This window comes from Salibacterium salarium (assembly GCF_030813635.1).
Taxonomy (GTDB): domain Bacteria; phylum Bacillota; class Bacilli; order Bacillales; family Marinococcaceae; genus Salibacterium; species Salibacterium salarium.
The window spans coordinates 314,638-334,384 of record NZ_JAUSUM010000004.1 but is presented as its reverse complement, the minus strand read 5'-3'; the positions used below and the strand labels follow the sequence as shown (position 1 = coordinate 334,384).

The 19,747-nt window shown below is 38.9% G+C and carries 17 protein-coding genes and 1 riboswitch; of the genes, 10 read left to right on the top strand and 7 right to left on the bottom strand.

The window, feature by feature from the left end; all coding sequences use genetic code 11:
* Positions 1–103: 103 nt before the first annotated feature.
* On the top strand, positions 104–1,039 hold the full coding sequence (locus J2S78_RS15745; protein WP_306900093.1) for an NADP-dependent oxidoreductase: 936 nt from the start codon (positions 104–106) through the stop codon (positions 1,037–1,039).
* Positions 1,040–1,272: 233 nt separating this feature from the next.
* On the opposite strand, the gene J2S78_RS15740 is transcribed toward J2S78_RS15745, so the two are convergent.
* A complete protein-coding gene (locus tag J2S78_RS15740; RefSeq protein WP_306900091.1) occupies positions 1,273–2,037 on the bottom strand; it encodes a 3-oxoacyl-ACP reductase in 765 nt (254 codons plus the stop codon).
* 344 nt (positions 2,038–2,381) lie between these two features.
* Between J2S78_RS15740 and J2S78_RS15735 the strand changes: the two genes are divergently transcribed.
* A complete protein-coding gene (locus J2S78_RS15735; RefSeq protein ID WP_306900089.1) occupies positions 2,382–3,098 on the top strand; it encodes an NAD-dependent protein deacylase in 717 nt (238 codons plus the stop codon).
* A gap of 41 nt (positions 3,099–3,139) precedes the next feature.
* On the opposite strand, the gene J2S78_RS15730 is transcribed toward J2S78_RS15735, so the two are convergent.
* The 3 genes from J2S78_RS15730 to J2S78_RS15720 all read right to left on the bottom strand — a co-directional run bounded on the left by J2S78_RS15730 (position 3,140) and on the right by J2S78_RS15720 (position 5,697).
* Entirely contained in the window at positions 3,140–3,607 is a 468-nt protein-coding gene (locus J2S78_RS15730; protein ID WP_306900086.1) for a flavodoxin, read from the bottom strand.
* 152 nt (positions 3,608–3,759) lie between these two features.
* Positions 3,760–5,010, bottom strand: a complete 1,251-nt coding sequence (locus J2S78_RS15725; protein ID WP_306900085.1) for a YeeE/YedE family protein — start codon at positions 5,008–5,010, stop codon at positions 3,760–3,762.
* Positions 5,011–5,112: 102 nt separating this feature from the next.
* Positions 5,113–5,697 (bottom strand): DNA-3-methyladenine glycosylase, encoded by a 585-nt coding sequence (locus J2S78_RS15720; RefSeq protein ID WP_306900084.1) that lies wholly within the window; start codon positions 5,695–5,697, stop codon positions 5,113–5,115.
* Between the two features lie 115 nt (positions 5,698–5,812).
* Positions 5,813–5,998: riboswitch (cobalamin riboswitch) on the top strand.
* A 239-nt stretch (positions 5,999–6,237) separates the two neighbouring features.
* Here J2S78_RS15720 and metE point away from each other — a divergent pair.
* From metE to J2S78_RS15700, 4 genes are all read left to right on the top strand, one after another.
* Positions 6,238–8,523, top strand: a complete 2,286-nt coding sequence (gene metE / locus J2S78_RS15715) for a 5-methyltetrahydropteroyltriglutamate--homocysteine S-methyltransferase (protein WP_306900082.1) — start codon at positions 6,238–6,240, stop codon at positions 8,521–8,523.
* A gap of 30 nt (positions 8,524–8,553) precedes the next feature.
* Entirely contained in the window at positions 8,554–10,848 is a 2,295-nt protein-coding gene (locus J2S78_RS15710) for a ribonucleoside-diphosphate reductase subunit alpha (RefSeq protein ID WP_306900081.1), read from the top strand.
* A 101-nt stretch (positions 10,849–10,949) separates the two neighbouring features.
* The gene (locus J2S78_RS15705; RefSeq protein ID WP_306900080.1) at positions 10,950–11,987 is read left to right on the top strand and encodes a ribonucleotide-diphosphate reductase subunit beta; all 1,038 of its coding nucleotides are present in this window, start codon (positions 10,950–10,952) and stop codon (positions 11,985–11,987) included.
* Positions 11,988–12,115: 128 nt separating this feature from the next.
* A complete protein-coding gene (locus J2S78_RS15700) occupies positions 12,116–13,321 on the top strand; it encodes a CynX/NimT family MFS transporter (RefSeq protein ID WP_306900079.1) in 1,206 nt (401 codons plus the stop codon).
* Positions 13,322–13,484: 163 nt separating this feature from the next.
* Here the strand turns inward: J2S78_RS15700 and J2S78_RS15695 are convergent, their stop codons facing one another.
* A complete protein-coding gene (locus J2S78_RS15695) occupies positions 13,485–14,684 on the bottom strand; it encodes a DUF2515 family protein (RefSeq protein ID WP_306900078.1) in 1,200 nt (399 codons plus the stop codon).
* Between the two features lie 106 nt (positions 14,685–14,790).
* Here J2S78_RS15695 and J2S78_RS15690 point away from each other — a divergent pair, with 106 nt between their 5' ends.
* Positions 14,791–16,119: a DUF2254 domain-containing protein gene (locus tag J2S78_RS15690; protein ID WP_306900077.1), complete on the top strand. Its 1,329-nt coding sequence runs from the start codon at positions 14,791–14,793 to the stop codon at positions 16,117–16,119.
* 40 nt (positions 16,120–16,159) lie between these two features.
* Here J2S78_RS15690 and J2S78_RS15685 read toward each other — a convergent pair whose 3' ends face one another.
* Entirely contained in the window at positions 16,160–16,702 is a 543-nt protein-coding gene (locus tag J2S78_RS15685) for a hypothetical protein (RefSeq protein WP_306900076.1), read from the bottom strand.
* A gap of 189 nt (positions 16,703–16,891) precedes the next feature.
* Here J2S78_RS15685 and J2S78_RS15680 point away from each other — a divergent pair, with 189 nt between their 5' ends.
* Positions 16,892–17,602, top strand: coding sequence for a DUF421 domain-containing protein (locus tag J2S78_RS15680; RefSeq protein ID WP_306900288.1), 711 nt, complete (start codon positions 16,892–16,894; stop codon positions 17,600–17,602).
* A 30-nt stretch (positions 17,603–17,632) separates the two neighbouring features.
* Here the strand turns inward: J2S78_RS15680 and J2S78_RS15675 are convergent, their stop codons facing one another.
* Entirely contained in the window at positions 17,633–18,364 is a 732-nt protein-coding gene (locus J2S78_RS15675; protein WP_306900075.1) for a CAP domain-containing protein, read from the bottom strand.
* Positions 18,365–18,472: 108 nt separating this feature from the next.
* Between J2S78_RS15675 and J2S78_RS15670 the strand changes: the two genes are divergently transcribed.
* Both J2S78_RS15670 and J2S78_RS15665 read left to right on the top strand, forming a co-directional pair.
* Positions 18,473–19,075: an RsiV family protein gene (locus J2S78_RS15670; RefSeq protein ID WP_306900074.1), complete on the top strand. Its 603-nt coding sequence runs from the start codon at positions 18,473–18,475 to the stop codon at positions 19,073–19,075.
* Positions 19,076–19,135: 60 nt separating this feature from the next.
* On the top strand, positions 19,136–19,594 hold the full coding sequence (locus J2S78_RS15665) for a hypothetical protein (RefSeq protein ID WP_125556660.1): 459 nt from the start codon (positions 19,136–19,138) through the stop codon (positions 19,592–19,594).
* The last annotated feature ends 153 nt before the right edge of the window (positions 19,595–19,747 follow it).

Here is a 19,747-nt window from a genome sequence, read left to right as displayed (position 1 = left end):
CTTTAACTTTCTTTATTCCCAAGCATTATGCTTGATTAAGGAAAATACAGTGGATAATATGGACTTGTCTAAACAAAACTAAACATTAAAGGAGGAAGTATTCATGAAAGCTGTAGTAATTGATCAATACGGAGGACAAGAAGAACTCAAAGAAAAAGAAATCGACCGCCCTTCGATAAGCAGCGATCAAGTTTTAGTTCAAATATATGCAACATCCATTAACCCTATCGATTGGAAGGTACGGGCCGGATACCTTCAAGAAATGCTTTCCTTTGATTTTCCTATTACACTTGGCTGGGATGCTGCCGGAGTTATTGTAGAAAAAGGGGAGAACGTCACTAATTATAATGTTGGGGACTCCGTCTTCACTCGGCCTGCGACAACTAGAGAGGGTACGTATGCAGAGTATGTTGCTGTGGACGAAGATTTACTTGCCAACATACCTGAATCCATGAGCTTTGAAGAAGCAGCCTCCATTCCTCTAGCTGGCCTAACCGCTTGGCAATGTCTTGTCAATCACGCAAATATTAAAAAAGGAGATAAAGTGTTAATACATGGCGGAGCGGGCGGTGTTGGAATATTCGCCATTCAAATTGCAAAACATTTTGGCGCCTATGTCGCCACCACAGCAAGTGAGAAAAACGATGAGTTTTTAACGTCCTTGGGAGCAGACACCGTTGTACATTATAAACAAGAAAACTTTAGTGACATCCTCTCAGATTATGATATTGTATTAGACTCCATTGGCGGCGATGTACAATCTAAAAGTTACGAAGTCTTAAAACAAAACGGAACACTTGTTTCCATTGCGCAACCTCCTTCAGAAGAAGAAGCAAAAAGTTACGGTGTAACAGCTAGCTTTGTTTGGCTTGAACCAAAAGGAGAGGAGTTACAAACATTGGCCAATATGTTTAAAGAAGGTAATCTAAAAACAGTCATCAACAAGACTTTTCCATTTAAGGAAAGTAGTATCAAAGAAGCCCATGCCTTAAGTGAGACACATCATGTACGCGGTAAAATTGTTATAAATATGAAATAGGTTCCTTTATATTCCGTTGCGGACAGAGGGTACCTAATTTCATCGTTTTTGACCTATTTACGGACATTCCCATACGCTAGCTAAATGTCTTGTTTTATAGGAATCACACCTTCCTGTCAATAAATAGCTAGGAACAATGTCCCCCTCTTGACCCCTAGTAATCAAGGAAGAGGGGGCATAATCTCCCTACCTCTCACACCACTATCGTATACAGCAGTCACTTTGGGATCGTTTCAATCCATAACTAGTCCGCCATCTACCACTAAGTTTTGACCGGTGACAGCACGACTCCACGGGGAAGCAAAAAATAATACTGAGTCTGCCACTTCCTCTGGTGTCACTGCTTTTTTTAATGGTGTATTTTCTTTTATCACGTCAAATACATCATCCGGTGTTGCAGCACTAGCATCCGTTTTGTCCAGCAAACCACTTGAAACCATATTGACCGTTATATTTTCAACTCCCAGCTCTCTTGCCATATTTCTTGTAAAACCAAGCAATGCTGCTTTACTTGTATTATAGTCATGATAAGGAACAACTGGATTTTGAAACAGATTGGTTCCAATATTAATAATACGGCCAAAATTCAAATCAACCATATCTTTCTTACCTGCCTGTATAGTGTATAAGGCCGCTTTCACACTGCCTTCCAGTTGCGCATTATAGTCTTCCCACGTCACCGTATCTGTTGTTTTTCGGTTTACGGCATCAAAAGCAAACTGAATAAGTGCATTATTTACTATTGTCGTAACCGGTTTTTGGAAATGTTCTTTCGCTTTCTCAAATAATTTGTCCACTTGATATTCATCTCGAACATCCGCCTGAATCGCTATCGCACGTTCATTCCCAATACGTTCTACTACTTGTTGTGCTTTATCTTCATTTTTTACATAATTGACGACAACGTTTGCTCCCTCTTTACCAAACGATGTTGCAATTTCTGCTCCTAGCCCCCTGCTGCTTCCTGTTACCAATACGACTTGTTCATCAATATACACGTTCACATCTCCTCTTCTATGTCTTTGCCAAACCTTAAATATACAGTCTCTTATTCATGCTCCCCTACTGATGGTACTATTATAACTAATTGTCGTTTTCATCACTTTACATTATTTATGTTCAGAATGTAAGATTGAAGTTGTCTTCTATGATTCAACGGCTGTAACAAAACAAACAGTCGCACTAACTCCCTTTCTTTTATTTCCTTGAAATATAGAAGTTTGCATCAACAACGCTGGTTTGTCAGCGTTGTTTTTTTATATGACTGTAACCATTTGTTATGATGAATAAAAGCAAACCTTTTAAAACAAATGCTGATTTATTGATACGGAGGAATCCAACGATGGAAAAGTTAGCAGAATGGCTAAATAAAGCAGAACATGCAGTTGTCATGACGGGTGCCGGGATGTCTACAGAAAGTGGACTTCCTGATTTTCGTTCTGATAAGGGACTATGGAATAACCGGGATCCTGCTAAATTAGCGAGCGTAGACATGATGCAGCAGAACTGGGAAGAATTTTTTTCGTTTTATCGTTCACGTATACAATCATTAGCTCAAGTTGAACCAAATAACGGACATTACATTTTAGCTGAATGGGAAAAACATGGATTAGTAAAAAGTATTATTACTCAAAATGTGGACGGGCTTCACCAAGCAGCAGGCAGTGAGAATATAACAGAACTTCACGGATCTATCACATCATTACGTTGTCATTCCTGCGGTAAAACAACAAACAGTGCTGCTTATCTTGAAAACAAATCCAGCTGCAGCGATTGTAGCGGAGTGTTGCGGCCTAATATTGTTTTATTCGGTGAAATGCTTCCAGAACAGGCGATAGCCTTTGCTCAGACGGAAACAGCTAATGCCGATCTTTTTATTGTGCTTGGATCAAGCTTATCTGTTGCACCTGCCTCTTTTTTTCCAGCAGATGCAAAGGATCAGGGAGCGAAACTTGTAATTATAAACCGTACGCCTACAGATATAGACCAAAAAGCTGATCTACTGTTGCCAAACGAAGATATTGGCTCTATTTTAACAAAAACGAATAAGATAATTTAAACATTAAACCGTCTATTTCTAATAAATGAAAGCAGCTTTCTTTATGAGTAAGCTGCTTTCGTTTCTATTTTCTTTATAAAGTCTTGCGCGAAAGTTTCACAGCGCGTAACATCTTCATCTTGGGGATCAAGTTCAATTTTCAAATTATCCAAAACAATCTCTGCACCCTGCGCCTTTAATTTCTCCGACATTGTATCTATCGCTTTGCCGTATTCCGCATAACACGAATCACAAGAACCAAATACTGCCGCATCTTTACCTGTCAAATCTACATCATCTAAGTCATCATGAAAGTCCTCAAGTTCATACGGGAGATCTCCATCCCCCCATGTATACGTTCCTATTAATATTCCATCATAATCCTCCAAGGATTCCGCCTCTAATCCATCCATATCTATATCTTTTCTTGTCACTGTCACAGAAGTATCATCAAATTGATCTTCAATCAAATCAGCTATTTCTTCTGTATTCCCTGACATACTAACAAAAGCTAAAAGCACTTCAACCATACGATTGCCTCCTCGCACGATGTAACGTTACAATCATCTTAATTGATAACGATTATCATTGTCAACAAAAATCTTCCCGTATTTCGTTATCTCAAATAGTAAAAGCCCCTCCTCAAAGGATTTTGTCCGATGAGGAGAGGCTTTTGGTTTTATTAACAAAAAGAATCTTTAGATTTAGGAACGGAAAGGCCGAACAATGGCCTGATAAACAAGGCCAAAAATGTGCCGGCCATTGCTACTATTCCCCAAATATATCCGTGTAGACTAAAGGAAGCTATACCTGTGAAGTACGCCCCAATATTACATCCAAAGGCTAGGCGGGCGCCATATCCCATTAGCAGCCCCCCAATGACAGCTGCTGTCACGTTTTTCACGTTTAGGTTGGTGAAACGGAACAAGCCGCCAGCAGCGGATGCGAGAAAAGCACCTAAAATGACACCAAAGTTCAAAACGGTTGTCGTGTCAGCAAAAATCGTTGTTTGCAACGCTTCCGTGTTACCCTGCCAATAGCCCCAGCTAGCAACATCAATGCCCATGCCATCTGCAACCTTGGATCCCCATAATGCCAAAGCGGACGTAACTCCCCAGCCACTTCCTCTCGTTAGCAATGTAATAGCATTAAGAACGGCCAACACAACAGCTGCTGTAATTAATGGCCAAGATCCGCGAAGGATTCTTTTCCAACCAGTTATCTTAGGCAAATCTGCCATTTTCGGAGGATTTTTCTTTTTTTCGATTCTCAAAGTGAACCATATCATTAATCCAAAAAATAGAATCGATACAACCCAAGCTCCGAAATAACCTAGTCCCGTTGACGTAGCAAGAGATACGGACCCAAATGAAGGCATATCATTCACCCAGAAATCAAAGTGAGCTGCCCCAACAGTAGAGCCGACAATGAAAAACAGCAGTGTAATAAACATAACAGAACGACCGCCGCCGACTGCGTATAACGTTCCGGAGGCACATCCGCCCCCAAGCTGCATGCCTATTCCAAATAGAAAGGACCCAACGATAAGACTGACTCCAATAGGAGAAATATTGCCTGTAGCTTCTCCACCGAAAAATGTGACACCTATTGCTAAAATAGGAGCAAATAATGTCACAGCTACGGCTAACATTACCATGTGTGCCCGCAGCGCCTGTCCGTTACCAACAGATGCGAAACGCCGGAATGCTGATGTGAAACCAAAACGAGCATGAAATAACGTATACCCAAGTAGTAGACCTATAATTAATAATAATGGCTGTGAAACATCTTGGGTAAATGCTAAAAATATTGCAAGAATAGCAGACACGATTAAACCGCCAACGACAAGAGGTGTCTGAGCCTGATTTAACGTTGAATTGCTTTTTTCTGCAGATTGTTGCGGTTGAGCTTGTGCTTCAACACTTGTTGCCATCTTCAATCACTCCTTATCCTATAATGTTAGTAGGAATTATAATAATACTGAATTATAATACAGGTATCTGCTTTGATTTGTCAAAAACTTTTTATCACTTCTTCACCTTGAAACAAAGCGATTTCCTGTCTCCCAAAATCGATACGGATAAAATCGTGCCTCTCCTGTGTTCTCAATACCTATCCGCGGTCCCGATGAAATCGATTCAGGTTTTTCACCTTCCGTAATATAAAGTGGCCTTTCAGAGAAATGGTGGCCATAGTCCTTCTTTATAATCCCAAGTGCTTTTGTCAGTTTTCCCGGTCCATTCGTTAACTCTTTCTCTTTTTGTACCTTCCTTCTCTCATACATTAGTTCCAATCCTGTAATGGGTTCTAATGCTCTTATAAGAACTGCTTCTGGCTGTCCTTCTGGTTCACTTACAACATTTACTAAACAATGCGTGTGCATTTCAAACGTATACACATACCCAGGTCCTCCATACATAATCTCTGTTCGTTTCGTCCGTTTATTACCATAACTATGAGCTGCTCTATCTTCTATACCTAAATAAGCTTCTGTTTCTACAATTTTTCCGGCAGCAAGTCCTTCTTCTGTTTCTTTATACAATATTTTTCCTAATAAATTGTAAGCCAAATCTAACGTACCCTGATAAAAAAATTTTTTCGAAATCGGATGTTTACTCATAAGCTTCACCTCGTATATATTGCGCTTTATATCTATCCTATACCACTACATATACCATTTAAACACACTTGACACATTACGATACAGGATATATAGTTTCTCTACATACATAGACATATAACGAAAGAAAACAGGTACCTTAGATATTCTAAGGTTTAAAAGGGAAGTCCGGTGAAATACCGGCGCGGTCCCGCCACTGTGACAGAAGAGCCCTAATGACAAAACCACTGAATTTGTTTCGGGAAGGCCATTACGGCAATGAAACTGAAGCCAGGAGACCTGCCTGTTTTGACAACACCGCAGTAACCTACGGGAGATAGGGAGGTGTTCACACGTTATATATATCCTTAAAGGGTATTTTTACAATGCGTTTCTCCCATCGCCGTATTGTAAAAATACCTTTTTTTATGAACAGCTTTGTTAAGTGAAACTAGAAGGAGTATGCAATTTCAGACGAAAGCCGTCTCCAACTATTAGCAAAGCTTTCACACGGGAACATTTAGACTGCATCTATTTTAATTTATCAAGGAGGAGATTTATATGGGAACAACTTGGACAAACAGTAATTTAGGTTACCCGAGACTCGGAGAAAATCGGGAATGGAAACGTGCATTGGAAAGCTTTTGGGCTGGACGACTAGACGAATCAGAGTTCTTAAAAGAAGTGAAAGAACTCCGTTTAAGTTATTTGAAAAAACAACAAGAAAGTGGACTCGAACTCATACCTGTTGGTGATTTTTCCCTTTATGATCACATCCTTGATACGGCTACTATGTTTGGTTTTATTCCGGAACGTTTTAAGGAAGACAGTAACACTGTTTCATTAACTACTTATTTTAATATGGCTCGTGGTACAGCAGAGGCTCCGGCGTGTGAAATGACAAAGTGGTTTAATACAAACTATCATTATATTGTTCCAGAAATTGGAGATATTACTCCTGTCTTAACAGAAAATAAGCCATTAAACGCTTATAAAGAAGCCAAAAATGAACTAAATATTGATGGTAAACCAGTATTAACAGGCCCTATTACTTTTTTAAAACTTTCCAAAGGATATAGTCAGGACGATTTTGAAAAAAAATTAGATCAGCTTTTGCCTCTCTATGTGGAAGTCTTGAGCGAATTAAAAGATGCTGGAGCCTCTTGGGTCCAAATTGATGAGCCTTCTCTGGTCGCTTCTTTACCAAAAGAGGACATTCATTTTGTACAAAAAGCTTATGACACCTTTGCTAAAGAAGTGCCCGGGCTGTCGATAATGCTGCAAACATACTTCGAAGCCATCGATCACTATGAAGAGATAGTGAACTTACCAGTAGACGGTATTGGACTTGATTTTGTGCATGGTCGGGAGAAGAACATCGCATCTCTTGAAAAACATGGATTTCCAACTGCTAAAACATTAGGCGTGGGACTTGTAGATGGACGTAATATTTGGCGTGCAGACCTTAAAGAAAAAGAAACAGCCCTTCAAAAGATTAACCAATTAGCGCCAGAGGCGAATAAAGTGATACAGCCTTCTTGCAGTCTGCTCCATGTACCTGTTACGAAAAAACATGAAACTAAATTAGAATCCGTATTACACGACGCTCTGTCATTCGCCGATGAAAAACTAACAGAAATTGTTACTCTTTCAACCATGATTAACGGACAAGCGGAGGATAAAACCGTAAAAGAAAATCAACAAGCTTTACAACGTTTTTCTGAAAACTACCGGAAACAATCCGCTGACTTAACGAAACGAAGGGAATCACTTCCATCAGAGCGTGAACTTTCCTTTGCTGAACGAAAAAAGTATCAGGATGAAAAATGGAATTTACCATTACTCCCAACAACGACAATCGGAAGTTTTCCTCAAACAAAAGAGGTTCGTGTTGCGCGTCAGCAATTCCGTAAGGGCGAAAAGACAGCAGCAGAGTATCAAGAATTTATCCAGAATAAAATGAAAGAATGGATTGACATTCAAGAAGATATCGGAATTGATGTCCTTGTTCACGGAGAATTTGAACGTAACGACATGGTTGAATTTTTCGGGGAAAAGCTGAATGGTTTTGCTTTCACGAGCAATGGCTGGGTTCAATCATACGGCTCCCGTTGCGTAAAACCACCTGTCATTTATGACGATGTAACATTCGATAAACCAATGACAGTGGCAGAATCTCAATACGCACAATCTTTAACAGATAAGCCGGTAAAAGGAATGTTGACCGGTCCCGTGACGATTTTGAATTGGTCTTTTGAAAGAGACGACATTTCAAGAAAAGAAGTGTCTTATCAAATAGCTGTTGCGCTGAGTCAAGAAGTTCAGGCACTTGAAGAAGCTGGTATCGAAATGATTCAGGTTGATGAACCGGCTGTCCGTGAGGGTATGCCTCTGAAAACAGAAGAATGGAATGACTATTTAGACTGGTCTGTTCACGCTTTTCGCCTAGCTACTTCAAATGTTAAACATTCGACACAGATTCATACCCATATGTGCTATAGCGAGTTCCAAGACATGATCGAGTCGATTCGTGCATTAGATGCCGATGTTATCTCTATTGAAACATCTCGAAGTCATGGCGAACTCATCGAATCCTTTGAAACGGCTGTATATGAAAAAGGAATCGGCCTTGGTGTCTACGACATACACAGCCCTAGAGTTCCTTCAGTAGAAGAAATGAAAGAAATGATGGAAAGAGCATTGCGTGTTCTTCCAGCCTCCTTATTCTGGATTAATCCGGATTGTGGCTTGAAAACAAGAAACACTCCAGAAACTATTGATTCTTTGAAAAATATGGTTCTAGCAGCTAAAGAAATTAGAAAAACACAAGAAACTACCACATCCTAGACGTTGAAGCATTAATCAGGAGGAATAAAAGTGACAGTAATTACGAAAGATAACGGAAATAGAGAACTTCCTTTTGACAAAGATAGACTGAGCCGTTTTATAGATAAAATATCCAGCGATTATCCAGATCTTTCAATATCAGATTATAAAAATGAAATACTAACTAATATAGAATTTAAAGATGAATATTCTTCAGAACAGATTACAAATTTATTAGCATTAAATGCTTCAGAACGAATCGACCGTTTTGAACCAGATTGGACATACGTTGCAGCAAATATTTATCTTCACAAATTATACAAGGAAGCATCGAAAAACCGTGCCTATGATACAGATCAAAAATACGGCTCCCTTTACGGCCTGTTAAAAGTACTCGGGTCTAAAGGGGTCTATGATCAGACTTTATTACGCGATTATTCCAAGGAAGAAATCATGGAGCTCGGACAAGCAATTGAACCTGAGCGGGATAAATTGTTTTCCTATGTAGGTATCTTAACTCTTGCTCACAAATATTTGGCAACGGACAAAAGTAGCAATGTATTTGAATTGCCGCAAGAACGTTTCATGGTTATTGCAATGAAACTTATGATTAACGAACCTAGTGCTTATCGCCTTGAACTAGTAAAAGAAGCGTATTGGGCTCTGTCGAACTTATACATGACGGTTGCCACTCCTACACTTACTAATGCAGGAAAAAACACAGGACAATTAAGCTCTTGTTTTATTGACACGGTGGAGGACAGTTTACGCAGTATTTTTGATTCCAATACAGATGTTGCTAACCTTTCCAAAAATGGAGGAGGCGTCGGCATCTATTTCGGTAAGCTGCGAAGTAGAGGTTCTGACATTAAAGGATATAAAGGTGTAGCCGGTGGCATTATGGGCTGGATGAAACAATTAAACAATACAGCTGTTTCCGTCGATCAGCTCGGCCAAAGACAAGGAGCATTTGCCATATATTTAGATGTTTGGCATAAAGATATTTTTGAATTTCTAGATGCGAAACTAAACACGGGTGATGAAAGACTACGGACCCACGATATATTCACAGGGGCATGCATTCCTGATTTGTTTATGGAAAAGGTGGAAAACCGGGAAGACTGGTATCTATTTGATCCTCATGAAGTGAAGACCGTAATGGGATGGTCTCTTGAAGATTTTTATGATGAAAAACAAGGAGCTGGCACTTTTCGTGAAAAATATCAAGAGTGCATGGATCACCCTGAATTAACAAAAGAACGAGTACCAGCTATAGAAATCATGAAAAGAATTATGAAATCCCAGCTTCAGACGGGAACTCCGTATATGTTTTACAGAGACACAGTTAACCGCACCAACCCGAATAAACACGAAGGCATTATTTACAGTTCAAACCTTTGTACCGAAATTATGCAAAATATGAGCCCTACGACAGTTCAAGAAGAATACTTGAGCGAAGAAGGAAAAATTATTACAGAGAAAGTTCCAGGAGATATGGTTGTATGTAATCTTTCTTCCATTTCACTGGCAAGAGCTGTAACAAACGATGTATTAGAACGACTTATTCCTATTCAAGTCCGCATGCTTGATAACGTTATTGACTTAAACACGATAGACGTCCTTCAAGCCCGTCATACTAATCAAAGATATCGTGCCATTGGACTTGGAACATTTGGCTGGCATCATCTTTTAGCTTTAAAAGGTATTAGTTGGGAGTCCGAAGAGGCTGTGGAGTTAGCCGATCAATTATATGAAAAAATCAACTACCTAACCTTAACGGCTTCCAATCAACTGGCCGCCGAAAAAGGAGCTTATCCTCTCTTTGAAGGAAGCGAATGGAATACCGGCCGATACTTGGAAAGATCATATGGCATAGAAAATCATGACGGTTCCATTTCATGGTCAGATAACAAGTGGAAAGAGCTGTCCGAAGATATTCAAAACGACGGACTTCGTAACGGATACTTGATTGCAGTCGCTCCAAATGCGACAACATCTCTCATTGCTGGTTCTACTGCCAGTATCGACCCTGTGTTCCGCCAAGAACATGTGGAAGAAAAGAAAGGATTCCGTTCCCCGGTAACTGCACCGGATATAAGTTCTGCGACCATTTGGTATTATAAATCGGCCTTTAATATTGATCAGTCATGGAGTATCAAACAAAATGCCGCAAGACAAAAGCATATTGATCAATCCATCAGTTTTAACTTATATATTCATAGAAGTATTAAAGCTAAAGAATTACTCGGTCTTCATATGCAAGCATGGAAATCTGGATTAAAAACAACGTATTACACAAGATCCACTTCCACCTTAATCGAAGATTGTGAAAGCTGCTCAAGTTAAAATCCTGTAGATCAGTCCTTCTACGAAACAGTTGTGTGTTCGTAGAAGGGCTCTTTTTCCAAAGAATCACTTAAGAACTTTATTAAAGGAGTATCGTTATTATGAGTACGATAAATAAACGTAAGCTATACGACACGAATGCCCCTAACCAATCAACTGGTATTATTAATGGGCAAAGTTCCAACATATTAAACTGGGACGATACCGCCAGAAAATGGGCTTATCCGATGTACAAAAATATGCTGCGAAACTTCTGGATTCCAGACGAAGTTAGTTTAATTAATGACAAGAATCAATACGAAAGCTTAACCGAAGACGAAAGAGAAGCTTTTAACAAAATTATCGGCTTACTTGCTTTCCTCGATAGTGTACAAACGGACTTTTCTTCCAAAGTAGCTGACTATTTAACAGATTCCAGCCTTTCCGCCTTAATGTCTGTGTTGGCTTTCCAAGAAGTTGTTCATAATGAATCTTATACTTACGTTTTGTCGAGTGTAACGGATAGTCAAACACAAGAAGAAATCTTCGAATATTGGAAGACAGACGAAGTGTTACTAGAACGAAACAAGTTTATTGCGGATGGCTATACCGAATTCACAGATAATCCGACCAAAGAAAATTTCATTCGCGCCATCGTTTATGATGTTATTTTAGAAGGGCTCTTCTTTTATTCTGGGTTTGCGTTCTTTTACAATCTTGCCAGAAATGAAAAAATGCTCGGAACTTCAAAAATGATTAACTTTATTAACCGGGACGAGCAGCTTCACGTAAGACTGTTTGCTAATATTTTAAAAGAAACATTGGAAGAAAACCCTGAGCTGAATACCGACGAGTTTGCTCAATTTGTTCATGACTGCTTTATAGAAGCAGCGGAACTTGAAATCAAATGGGGAAACTATATTATCGGTAACAAAATTGAAGGCATTAATTCCAATGAACTGGAAAGTTATATAAAGTTTATGGCCAACAAGCGTGTAAAAGAACTTGGATTTGAACATGTATATGAAGGATATAAGAAAAATCCGATGCGTTGGATTTCTGTATATAACGATAATTCTACCGGGAAAGCTGACTTTTTCGAAACAACGGTGACCGACTATAACCTAGTAGACTCTGATAACGATTTTGATTCGCTGTAACTTTCCTATTTTTTTGTTATAATACGTAAGAGATTCGGTTAACCAATCGAGTCTCTTTCTTTTTTTATACACGCTACGGGTGATAAATACATTTTAATTCAGACTCATAAAAAAGGACAGGATACAAAATGATTAAACATCCAGATGATAATTCACCCTCGAAAAATATCGCTCTGCTCCTCGGCATTATTTTTATTGCGTTTAACTTAAGACCAGCCATTACTTCGGTTGGTCCTTTAATTGGTTTTATTCGTGAAGATACGGGGATTTCTAACGGGGTAGCCGGCTTACTTACAACAATACCACTACTTGCGTTTGCCCTTCTTTCCCCGTTTGCACCAACCATTGGACAGCGATTAGGAAAGGAACGAACTGTATTTATAGGAGGAATTATATTAACAGCTGGGATTCTCGTACGAGCTACTGGCCTCATCCCGCCGCTCTTCTTAGGAACAGCGTTAGCAGGCGCAGGAATTGCAATCTGTAATGTCCTTTTGCCAGGGATTGTAAAGGAACATTTTCCTACAAAAGTGGGTTTAATGACAGGAGTATATACCACTTCCATGGTACTGTGGGCAAGCGCTGCTTCCGGTTTTAGCATCCCTATCACCAACGGGTTCGACTTAGAATGGAATACGTCTCTTGGGACATGGGTACTGCTCACTCTACCGGCATTACTTTTTTGGTTACCACAATTGAAAAATAAACCAAACACGGTTCATTCTTTTGATGATGAGACAAATCAACCTTCCGTGTGGCGATCGAAATTGGCTTGGCAAGTCACGTTCTTTATGGGATTACAATCTTTTTTATTTTACTGCTTAATCACATGGCTCCCAGAGATACTACAAGCTCGTGGGATAGACGCTTCCGCTGCAGGTTGGATGCTTTCTATCATGCAATTTATCGGGTTTCCGCTCAGTTTTTTTATCCCTGTGATTGCCGACCGATTATCGAATCAAAAGGGAATCGTTATCGGAATCAGTTGCCTTTATTTTATAGGCTTAGGCGGTTTATTGATGGATGGATCATTTGTTCTGCTTGCCGTAAGTGTCTTTCTGTTCGGTTTAGCCCAAGGCGGAGCACTGAGTCTATCATTAACGTTGCTTGGACTTCGCGCTCAATCAGCAAAGCAAGCATCCCAACTCTCAGGAATGGCTCAATCCTTTGGATATCTGCTAGCTGCTATCGGTCCTTTTTCTATCGGGATATTATTTGATATGTATCATAGTTGGATCCCGGCTATTATTATTTTCCTTATTGTTACTGCAGGAATGCTCTGGTCCGGCATAGGCGCTGGCCGCAACCGCTATGTCTTTGAGAATTCAGCGTAAAACTAGCATCCATCCCCCTTCCGTTCACGCCATATAGTCCGCATGAACGGAAAAGTGGGTTACACTACACATATTTACTGATGCTAAAAATTTTTTCTTAAAAGCCTGACTTGCTTTTTCACTCATTATACTTTCCTTATTGGCCTCCTTATTCCTCTATTTACTATTTACTTTTTACATTTATAAATTTCTGTTTTGCTAGAACAGCCAACTCTAGTTTATTCAAGCCAAAGTAATATTCATTGGTCATATCAAAACGTACAGGAACATTAAAGCTCCGCAATTCTTTCAGCATAGATGTATGGTTAAACCAATCTGACAATGAGACCGCAGGAATCGTTTGATCGTTCCACACCTCATTCAATCTTGGACTATAAAACGGTGGAGCTTCTTTCAGCATATGCCCTCCAATGATCCGTTCTTTCTGATAGCGACTGTTTTTATATTTATCATTATCACTGAACAGCTGATTCCAATAATCTTTGCGAGAACCGCAGTGACAAACATTCTCTGCAAACGCAAATACCCCGTTAAATACATCTTCTATTCCAAAAAGAATAGCATACAGTTTTTTCCCAATAGCAATACGTTCTTGCACATCGGCAAAATGCTCCAAGATAAGTCCTGCTAGTCTCGTCCCTTGTCTTGTCCATAAAAATTTCTTTGCTTTATAAGGGAAAATCACCTGCGTCAATTGAGCCATTTCTTGTCCTTTAAACTTTAATGTGTCCAAGACCGATTGTTGGTAGTACTTGTTTCGAATAACCCGATCTTCTATATAATGTTGTTCATTTATAATTAATGCAGTCGTTAATGTAACGGGATCTCGGTTTATAAGAAAATGATCCCAAAATGGTCTCATAAAACGAGATACATGAAACGCAGGAAGAAGATGGAATAGGTTAGTTTGACGCTTTTTACTTTCTACATAAAGAAGTAGCTGCGGATAAGCATCTTGAAAAATCAGGGCATTCGCTGTTTCATAGAAATGAAATAAAGCATTTCTTTCTTCTTCAGTCATTACGTGCGGAAGCAGTTCCCCTTTTAAATCCGTCATGCACCACCCACTGTTTCTCGATACCATGTGAGCAAGCAATGCCCAATGCAGCTCTTGATGATGAAAATATACCTTTCTATAAGCTTCTGTTCTCGTGATATTATTTCGATTATGCTTTTTTGTTTCCGCTTTAATGCCATTTATTAAATTAACTTCCTCATCAGACATATTTACCTTTTCATGTTCTATCATATGTATTTTTTCGCTGATGATAAACTTTTTTCTATACCTTTGAGCGTGAACATTCCGGATCATACTCTCGAATTTGCCGCTCATATTATAAAGGACATGTTTGTAGGTAAACATAGGCAGCACCTCGTTAGAACATAAAGCCTGTTTATAAATAGGATTTTCTATTAATAAAAAAATATTCTTTGTTAAAACTAAGTTCGTAACAAGGGGGGATGCGCGGATGATATCATTCAAGCATTTACTAAATCGAGTTCGTTCCAACTTCTTATATATTCCTTCTCTATATGGGATAATAGCATTTATTTTCGCTATCATCAGTATTCAGCTTGATACATATCTTTTACATCGAGAACATTTTCATGAATGGATTCCATCTTCTTTATTCATTAACATTGATCTTGCCCGGACCATTCTGGGTTCCATATCAGCAGCATTATTAACGATGACTACCATCACTTTTTCAACAATTTTAGTTGTTCTCACCACTTATATTTCCGAGTTTTCCCCGAGAACACTGCAAAATTTCATTAGTAATCCTAACACGCAACGTGTTCTTGGCTTTTTTGTTGCGGGGATTATTTACTCGATTCTGTTACTTTTGCTTCTACGTGAATCAGATACCGTCACCCAGTTTCTATCGCCTTCTTTCGCTGTATTCTTTGCGATTATTTGTATATTTGTGTTTGTATTTTTCATTCATCACGTATCCAGTTGGATACAAGTAAGCAGTCTGCTTCATCACATAACACAGCAAACTATTGATAATATAAAAAAAGAGCTGACGGATGAACAACATGCGCATAAGGATAATCCATGGGAAGATTGGGAAGGGGAGGATATCAAGCATATTTCTCCTCTAAGAATCAGTACAGATCAATCTGGATATGTACAACAAATTGATATGAAAGGACTGGTAGGGCAGGCCGCCAAAGATGATTGTATCGTTCGTGTTAATACGAAAATAAGTGAATATGTCGAGTCCGGCGCCGCCTATCTTTCTTTATGGGAACTGAGCACTCCTTGTCATAAAGATTCTTACAAAAACCTTATAACAATTGGCCCTGAAAAGTCATCCAAGGATACCATCGAGCTATCGCTAATAAAAATTGTGGAGATAGCTGTTCGCGCTTTATCTTCGGGCATTAATGATCCGAATACAGCCATCAATTGCATTAATAACCTCGGAAAAATTTTAGCTAAATTAGGGACAAAACACTTACCTCGTTCTTATCACCACGATAAAGAAAGAAATTTACGGGTGATAATGGATACACCTAGTTTCGCTGATTATCTTTATAAATGTTTTGCCCCGATTCGTCAATACGGATTTCATGATATCTCTGTGCTCACATCTGGTATTCACGCTTTCATTCTTATCGCAGAAACAAATTCTGATAACATCAAACAAGCAACATGGGAGTTTGCCGAATACGTTATCGAAGGGATAGATACTGACAATTTATTATCTCTTGATAAACGTTTCCTTGATGAGCAATTGAATACATTGGCAACAGCTTGCGGTCAAAGTAGAAACTTTCATGGTTTATAGCTTTGCATATACCTGTACTGAGATTTAACTACACAATATTTTATCTCACTTCCATTTCTACTTTTCCAAGCGTTGTTACTTGTCCGTCATTTACTGCATTCAAATAAAGAAATGCTGCTCCCTCTGTCTGACCGTACACACTGATTTCTTTCTCTGTTATTGTCTCATCAAAAATGGCTTTTTCTTTTGTCTGTTTCTCTTCTTCTAAACTAATTACGTCCGGATTACTGACAACCAATTCGAGGTTACCCTCTGCATTATTTATAAAATCTCCGTTTTGTTCTTTTGTTGTAAATATATCTGCGATCGAAGAAGTCAAAACAGATTCGTTTTCCTCAAATCCTTTTTCTCCATCTGCCGTATTTATTCCGATATTTAAATCGTTAGATTGAGCGTTATCCTCATGATGCACCATTTTTTCAAAAGCGTAGAAAAAGGAGATCTTTTCATTTGTATGAACTGTCCCTGTTTCTTCAGCCTGCACGCCATTTGTCCAACTTCCGGTCGAATACACCACAGCAGCAATTAGTATAATAACAGAATTTTTCATTAATTTTGGGAATAGAAACTTTTTATTTATCATTATGTTGCCCCCCCTCTGCGGTTTGTTCTATTTTATGTATACCTTTACAGTTTTATATTCAAACATAAAATAAATAAAACATTACAAAAAGACTACATTTAGATTACAAACAGTAATGTATAAAACAGATAACTAGGAAAGAAAATACGAAGGAAGGTCTATAAAAGGAGAAGAGGATACGTGAATACTATGATGGAATTACTTATCGTTGCGGGACGTGTTATAACCATTCTGCCTTTACTACTCGCAATGGCTGTTTTTATGGGAAAGCGTGCGATTGGGGAATTACCCATTTTTGACTTCTTAATTGTGTTGACTCTCGGTTCGGTAGTAGGGGCTGACATTGCTGACCCAAGTATTCAACATCTGCATACAGCTGTAGCTATTGTTTTAATCGCAGTTCTTCAGCGTCTTGTTGCAATTATCAAATTGAAAAATCGGGACGTAGGCAAATATATTACATTTGAACCGACAATTATTATCCAAAATGGGACACTGCTGCGTGAAAACTTAGAAAAGATTCGTTATTCTATCGACAATGTTCTTGAGGCGCTTCGTGAAAAAGATGTTTTTGATGTGAATGATGTTGAAACAGCTATTATCGAGGCGAACGGCAGTTTGAGTGTATTAAAAAAGCCTCACAAGAACACTGTTACTCTAGAAGATATCAATATTATGAACAAAACATCCTCCCTGGCCTTTCCCATCATTATTGAAGGTAAAATCCAGCACTCTGTTCTCACGAAATTAAATGTAAATGAAACTTGGCTCAAAAATCAATTAAAAAATCAAAACATCGACGAAACTAATATTTTTTTCGCCTCCATCAACCGAGACATGCAGTTGCATATTTCTTTAAAAAATCAACATGAAATAGAAATCCCCCCTTTATACAATTAAAAAACCGCCTTTTACAGGCGATTTTTTAATTTATTTTCCAATAAACATTTGTGTCCAATATTTTCCGTTTTCTTCAAATCCTATGCCGATATGAGTAAGATTTGGATTCATAATATTTTTTCGATGGCCCTCGCTGTTCATCCAGCCTTCCACTACTTGATCAGCTGTCTGCTGTCCTTGAGCAATGTTTTCTGCCGCAATCGTAAACTCCACATTATAGTCCTCTAACATATCAAAGGGAGATCCGTAATTCGGAGACCTGTGGGCAAAATAATCATTGTTTGACATATCTTCTGATTTGGCTTGAGCCACTTCCGCTACGTTTGAGTCCTGTTTTAACGGGGATAATCCTTCCTTTTCTCTTTCAGCATTCGTTAACGTCACTACTTCTTCTTCCATTCCCGTGGCATCGTTTTCGTTGTTCGTCCCTTCTCCTTCTTCTTCTCTGTCATTATCACTTTCCTGATTTTCATCTGGCTCTATTTCGGTTGCGTCGTCTCTTTCCCGGCCAATTTCATCTTCAGGAATAAACTCATCGATTGCTTCATCAGGGTTTGTTTGTCCTTCATCATCTGGAAGTAGCGAAAAAGGAAATCCTGTCTCTCCTTGTTCTTCCGTTTCTCCAGTGTTCCCCGCATCCATTTGTTCCAGTTCATTATTTCCATCGGTTGGCGCCCCTTGATCTTCGTAATTATTGCACCCACTCAATAAACTAAGCATCAACAGAGTACCAAAACTCATTCGTACGAAAAGAACGTTCATGTTATCTCCCTTCTTTCATATAAATAAAACTAATACTACTATGCTCGGTTTAACACTTTTTTATGCTTTTATGCCTGTTAAAAACCGAAAAAAAAAGGAGATACTGATATGGAACATTGCATGCAACCTATCCCTGTTCAAACATATGCACTGCCTTATCCTTCTATTTGCTTTCCACAGCTTATCGCCTGGAATACCAACATCATTAATACGACAATTTTTGAAAAAGTAATGGCTCTTTTTAGAAATGTTAATGACTTGGGCTATTATCAACCTGGTGTGACCGAAATGATTGGCACTTATGAAATGAAAAATAACCAACGAGGTATCATCAGCTTCACCTTTACCAACTTCGCCAATATGCCCGGTCTCGCCCACCCCGTTGAATTTATGGATTCGATTACTGCTGATGCTAACACAGATATAATTTATCCGTTATCCGATTTATTTAAGCCAGGCAGCCGTTACATGGAACAAATCAATGCGATAATCGAAAAACAAATCTCAGACAGAAACATACCATTGCTTGACGGATTTCAAGGTATCAAACCCAATCAAAAATATTATTTAGCAGATAAGTCCATTGTCATTTATTTCGATGAATACGACATTACACCGGGATATGTTGGTTTTCCTATGTTTCCTATTTCGGGATTTGATCTTCAAGAGAGCGTAAAGGAAACATCTCCACTTGGAATGATGTTAAGCTAATGATTTACGTGGTATAATAACAAATGGCAACATTATGGTTACATTAACGTTGGAGGTATTATGCTTACATTTGAAGAAAAAATAGACATCCTTGATTCCTTCCCAGAACTCACAAAAAAAGAAGTATCATTAGGTCGAGTCAATTACCATTACGAAGAGAGCGTGATTGATAAAAAGAACGTCGTTTATCATCTGCATCCCAATGGCAACGGGTTTGTATATGCCGGACAATTAAAAGGGTATCAAACCGATGACAAAGGGATGGTCAACATTCGCAATTACAGCGAATCCGAACTCCGCTCGATTGTTTATGAGGCAATTGAATCCCTATCCCCGCAGGAAGATCCAGAAGAATTAACGATGGAAGAATGGGTTAATTTTAACGATCAAACGTTAGTTGTCATGAAAGAAGGAGAATTGTGGAACGTATATGCTGGGCTTGATTTAGACGGCACATTCAACTCTTACCCGGAAGCTACGGATTTCCTTGAAAAAGAAGGATTCACACGAGCTTATTAGATTTGGTTCGCTCGGGAAGTTTGGACAGTAAACCTGCGAATTGTGCTAGTAAATCGTCTCGTTCGGACAGTAAATGTTGAATGTGGATCATAAATCCATGCTGACTCCTTCATTTTAATAAAGAACGAATCACGACGCAGCCGATCACCACAA

What these genes read in the sequence shown, in the direction of transcription:
- J2S78_RS15725 (WP_306900085.1), bottom strand. Translation starts at nt 5,010, where the DNA reads ATGGCAACAAGTGTTGAAGCACAAGCTCAACCGCAACAATCTGCAGAA.
- J2S78_RS15675 (WP_306900075.1), bottom strand. Translation starts at nt 18,364, where the DNA reads ATGAACGTTCTTTTCGTACGAATGAGTTTTGGTACTCTGTTGATGCTT.
- J2S78_RS15690 (WP_306900077.1), top strand. Translation starts at nt 14,791, where the DNA reads ATGATATCATTCAAGCATTTACTAAATCGAGTTCGTTCCAACTTCTTA.
- J2S78_RS15695 (WP_306900078.1), bottom strand. Translation starts at nt 14,684, where the DNA reads ATGTTTACCTACAAACATGTCCTTTATAATATGAGCGGCAAATTCGAG.
- J2S78_RS15680 (WP_306900288.1), top strand. Translation starts at nt 16,892, where the DNA reads ATGATGGAATTACTTATCGTTGCGGGACGTGTTATAACCATTCTGCCT.
- J2S78_RS15670 (WP_306900074.1), top strand. Translation starts at nt 18,473, where the DNA reads ATGGAACATTGCATGCAACCTATCCCTGTTCAAACATATGCACTGCCT.
- J2S78_RS15665 (WP_125556660.1), top strand. Translation starts at nt 19,136, where the DNA reads ATGCTTACATTTGAAGAAAAAATAGACATCCTTGATTCCTTCCCAGAA.
- J2S78_RS15700 (WP_306900079.1), top strand. Translation starts at nt 12,116, where the DNA reads ATGATTAAACATCCAGATGATAATTCACCCTCGAAAAATATCGCTCTG.
- metE (WP_306900082.1), top strand. Translation starts at nt 6,238, where the DNA reads ATGGGAACAACTTGGACAAACAGTAATTTAGGTTACCCGAGACTCGGA.
- J2S78_RS15730 (WP_306900086.1), bottom strand. Translation starts at nt 3,607, where the DNA reads ATGGTTGAAGTGCTTTTAGCTTTTGTTAGTATGTCAGGGAATACAGAA.
- J2S78_RS15705 (WP_306900080.1), top strand. Translation starts at nt 10,950, where the DNA reads ATGAGTACGATAAATAAACGTAAGCTATACGACACGAATGCCCCTAAC.
- J2S78_RS15745 (WP_306900093.1), top strand. Translation starts at nt 104, where the DNA reads ATGAAAGCTGTAGTAATTGATCAATACGGAGGACAAGAAGAACTCAAA.
- J2S78_RS15735 (WP_306900089.1), top strand. Translation starts at nt 2,382, where the DNA reads ATGGAAAAGTTAGCAGAATGGCTAAATAAAGCAGAACATGCAGTTGTC.
- J2S78_RS15720 (WP_306900084.1), bottom strand. Translation starts at nt 5,697, where the DNA reads ATGAGTAAACATCCGATTTCGAAAAAATTTTTTTATCAGGGTACGTTA.
- J2S78_RS15685 (WP_306900076.1), bottom strand. Translation starts at nt 16,702, where the DNA reads ATGATAAATAAAAAGTTTCTATTCCCAAAATTAATGAAAAATTCTGTT.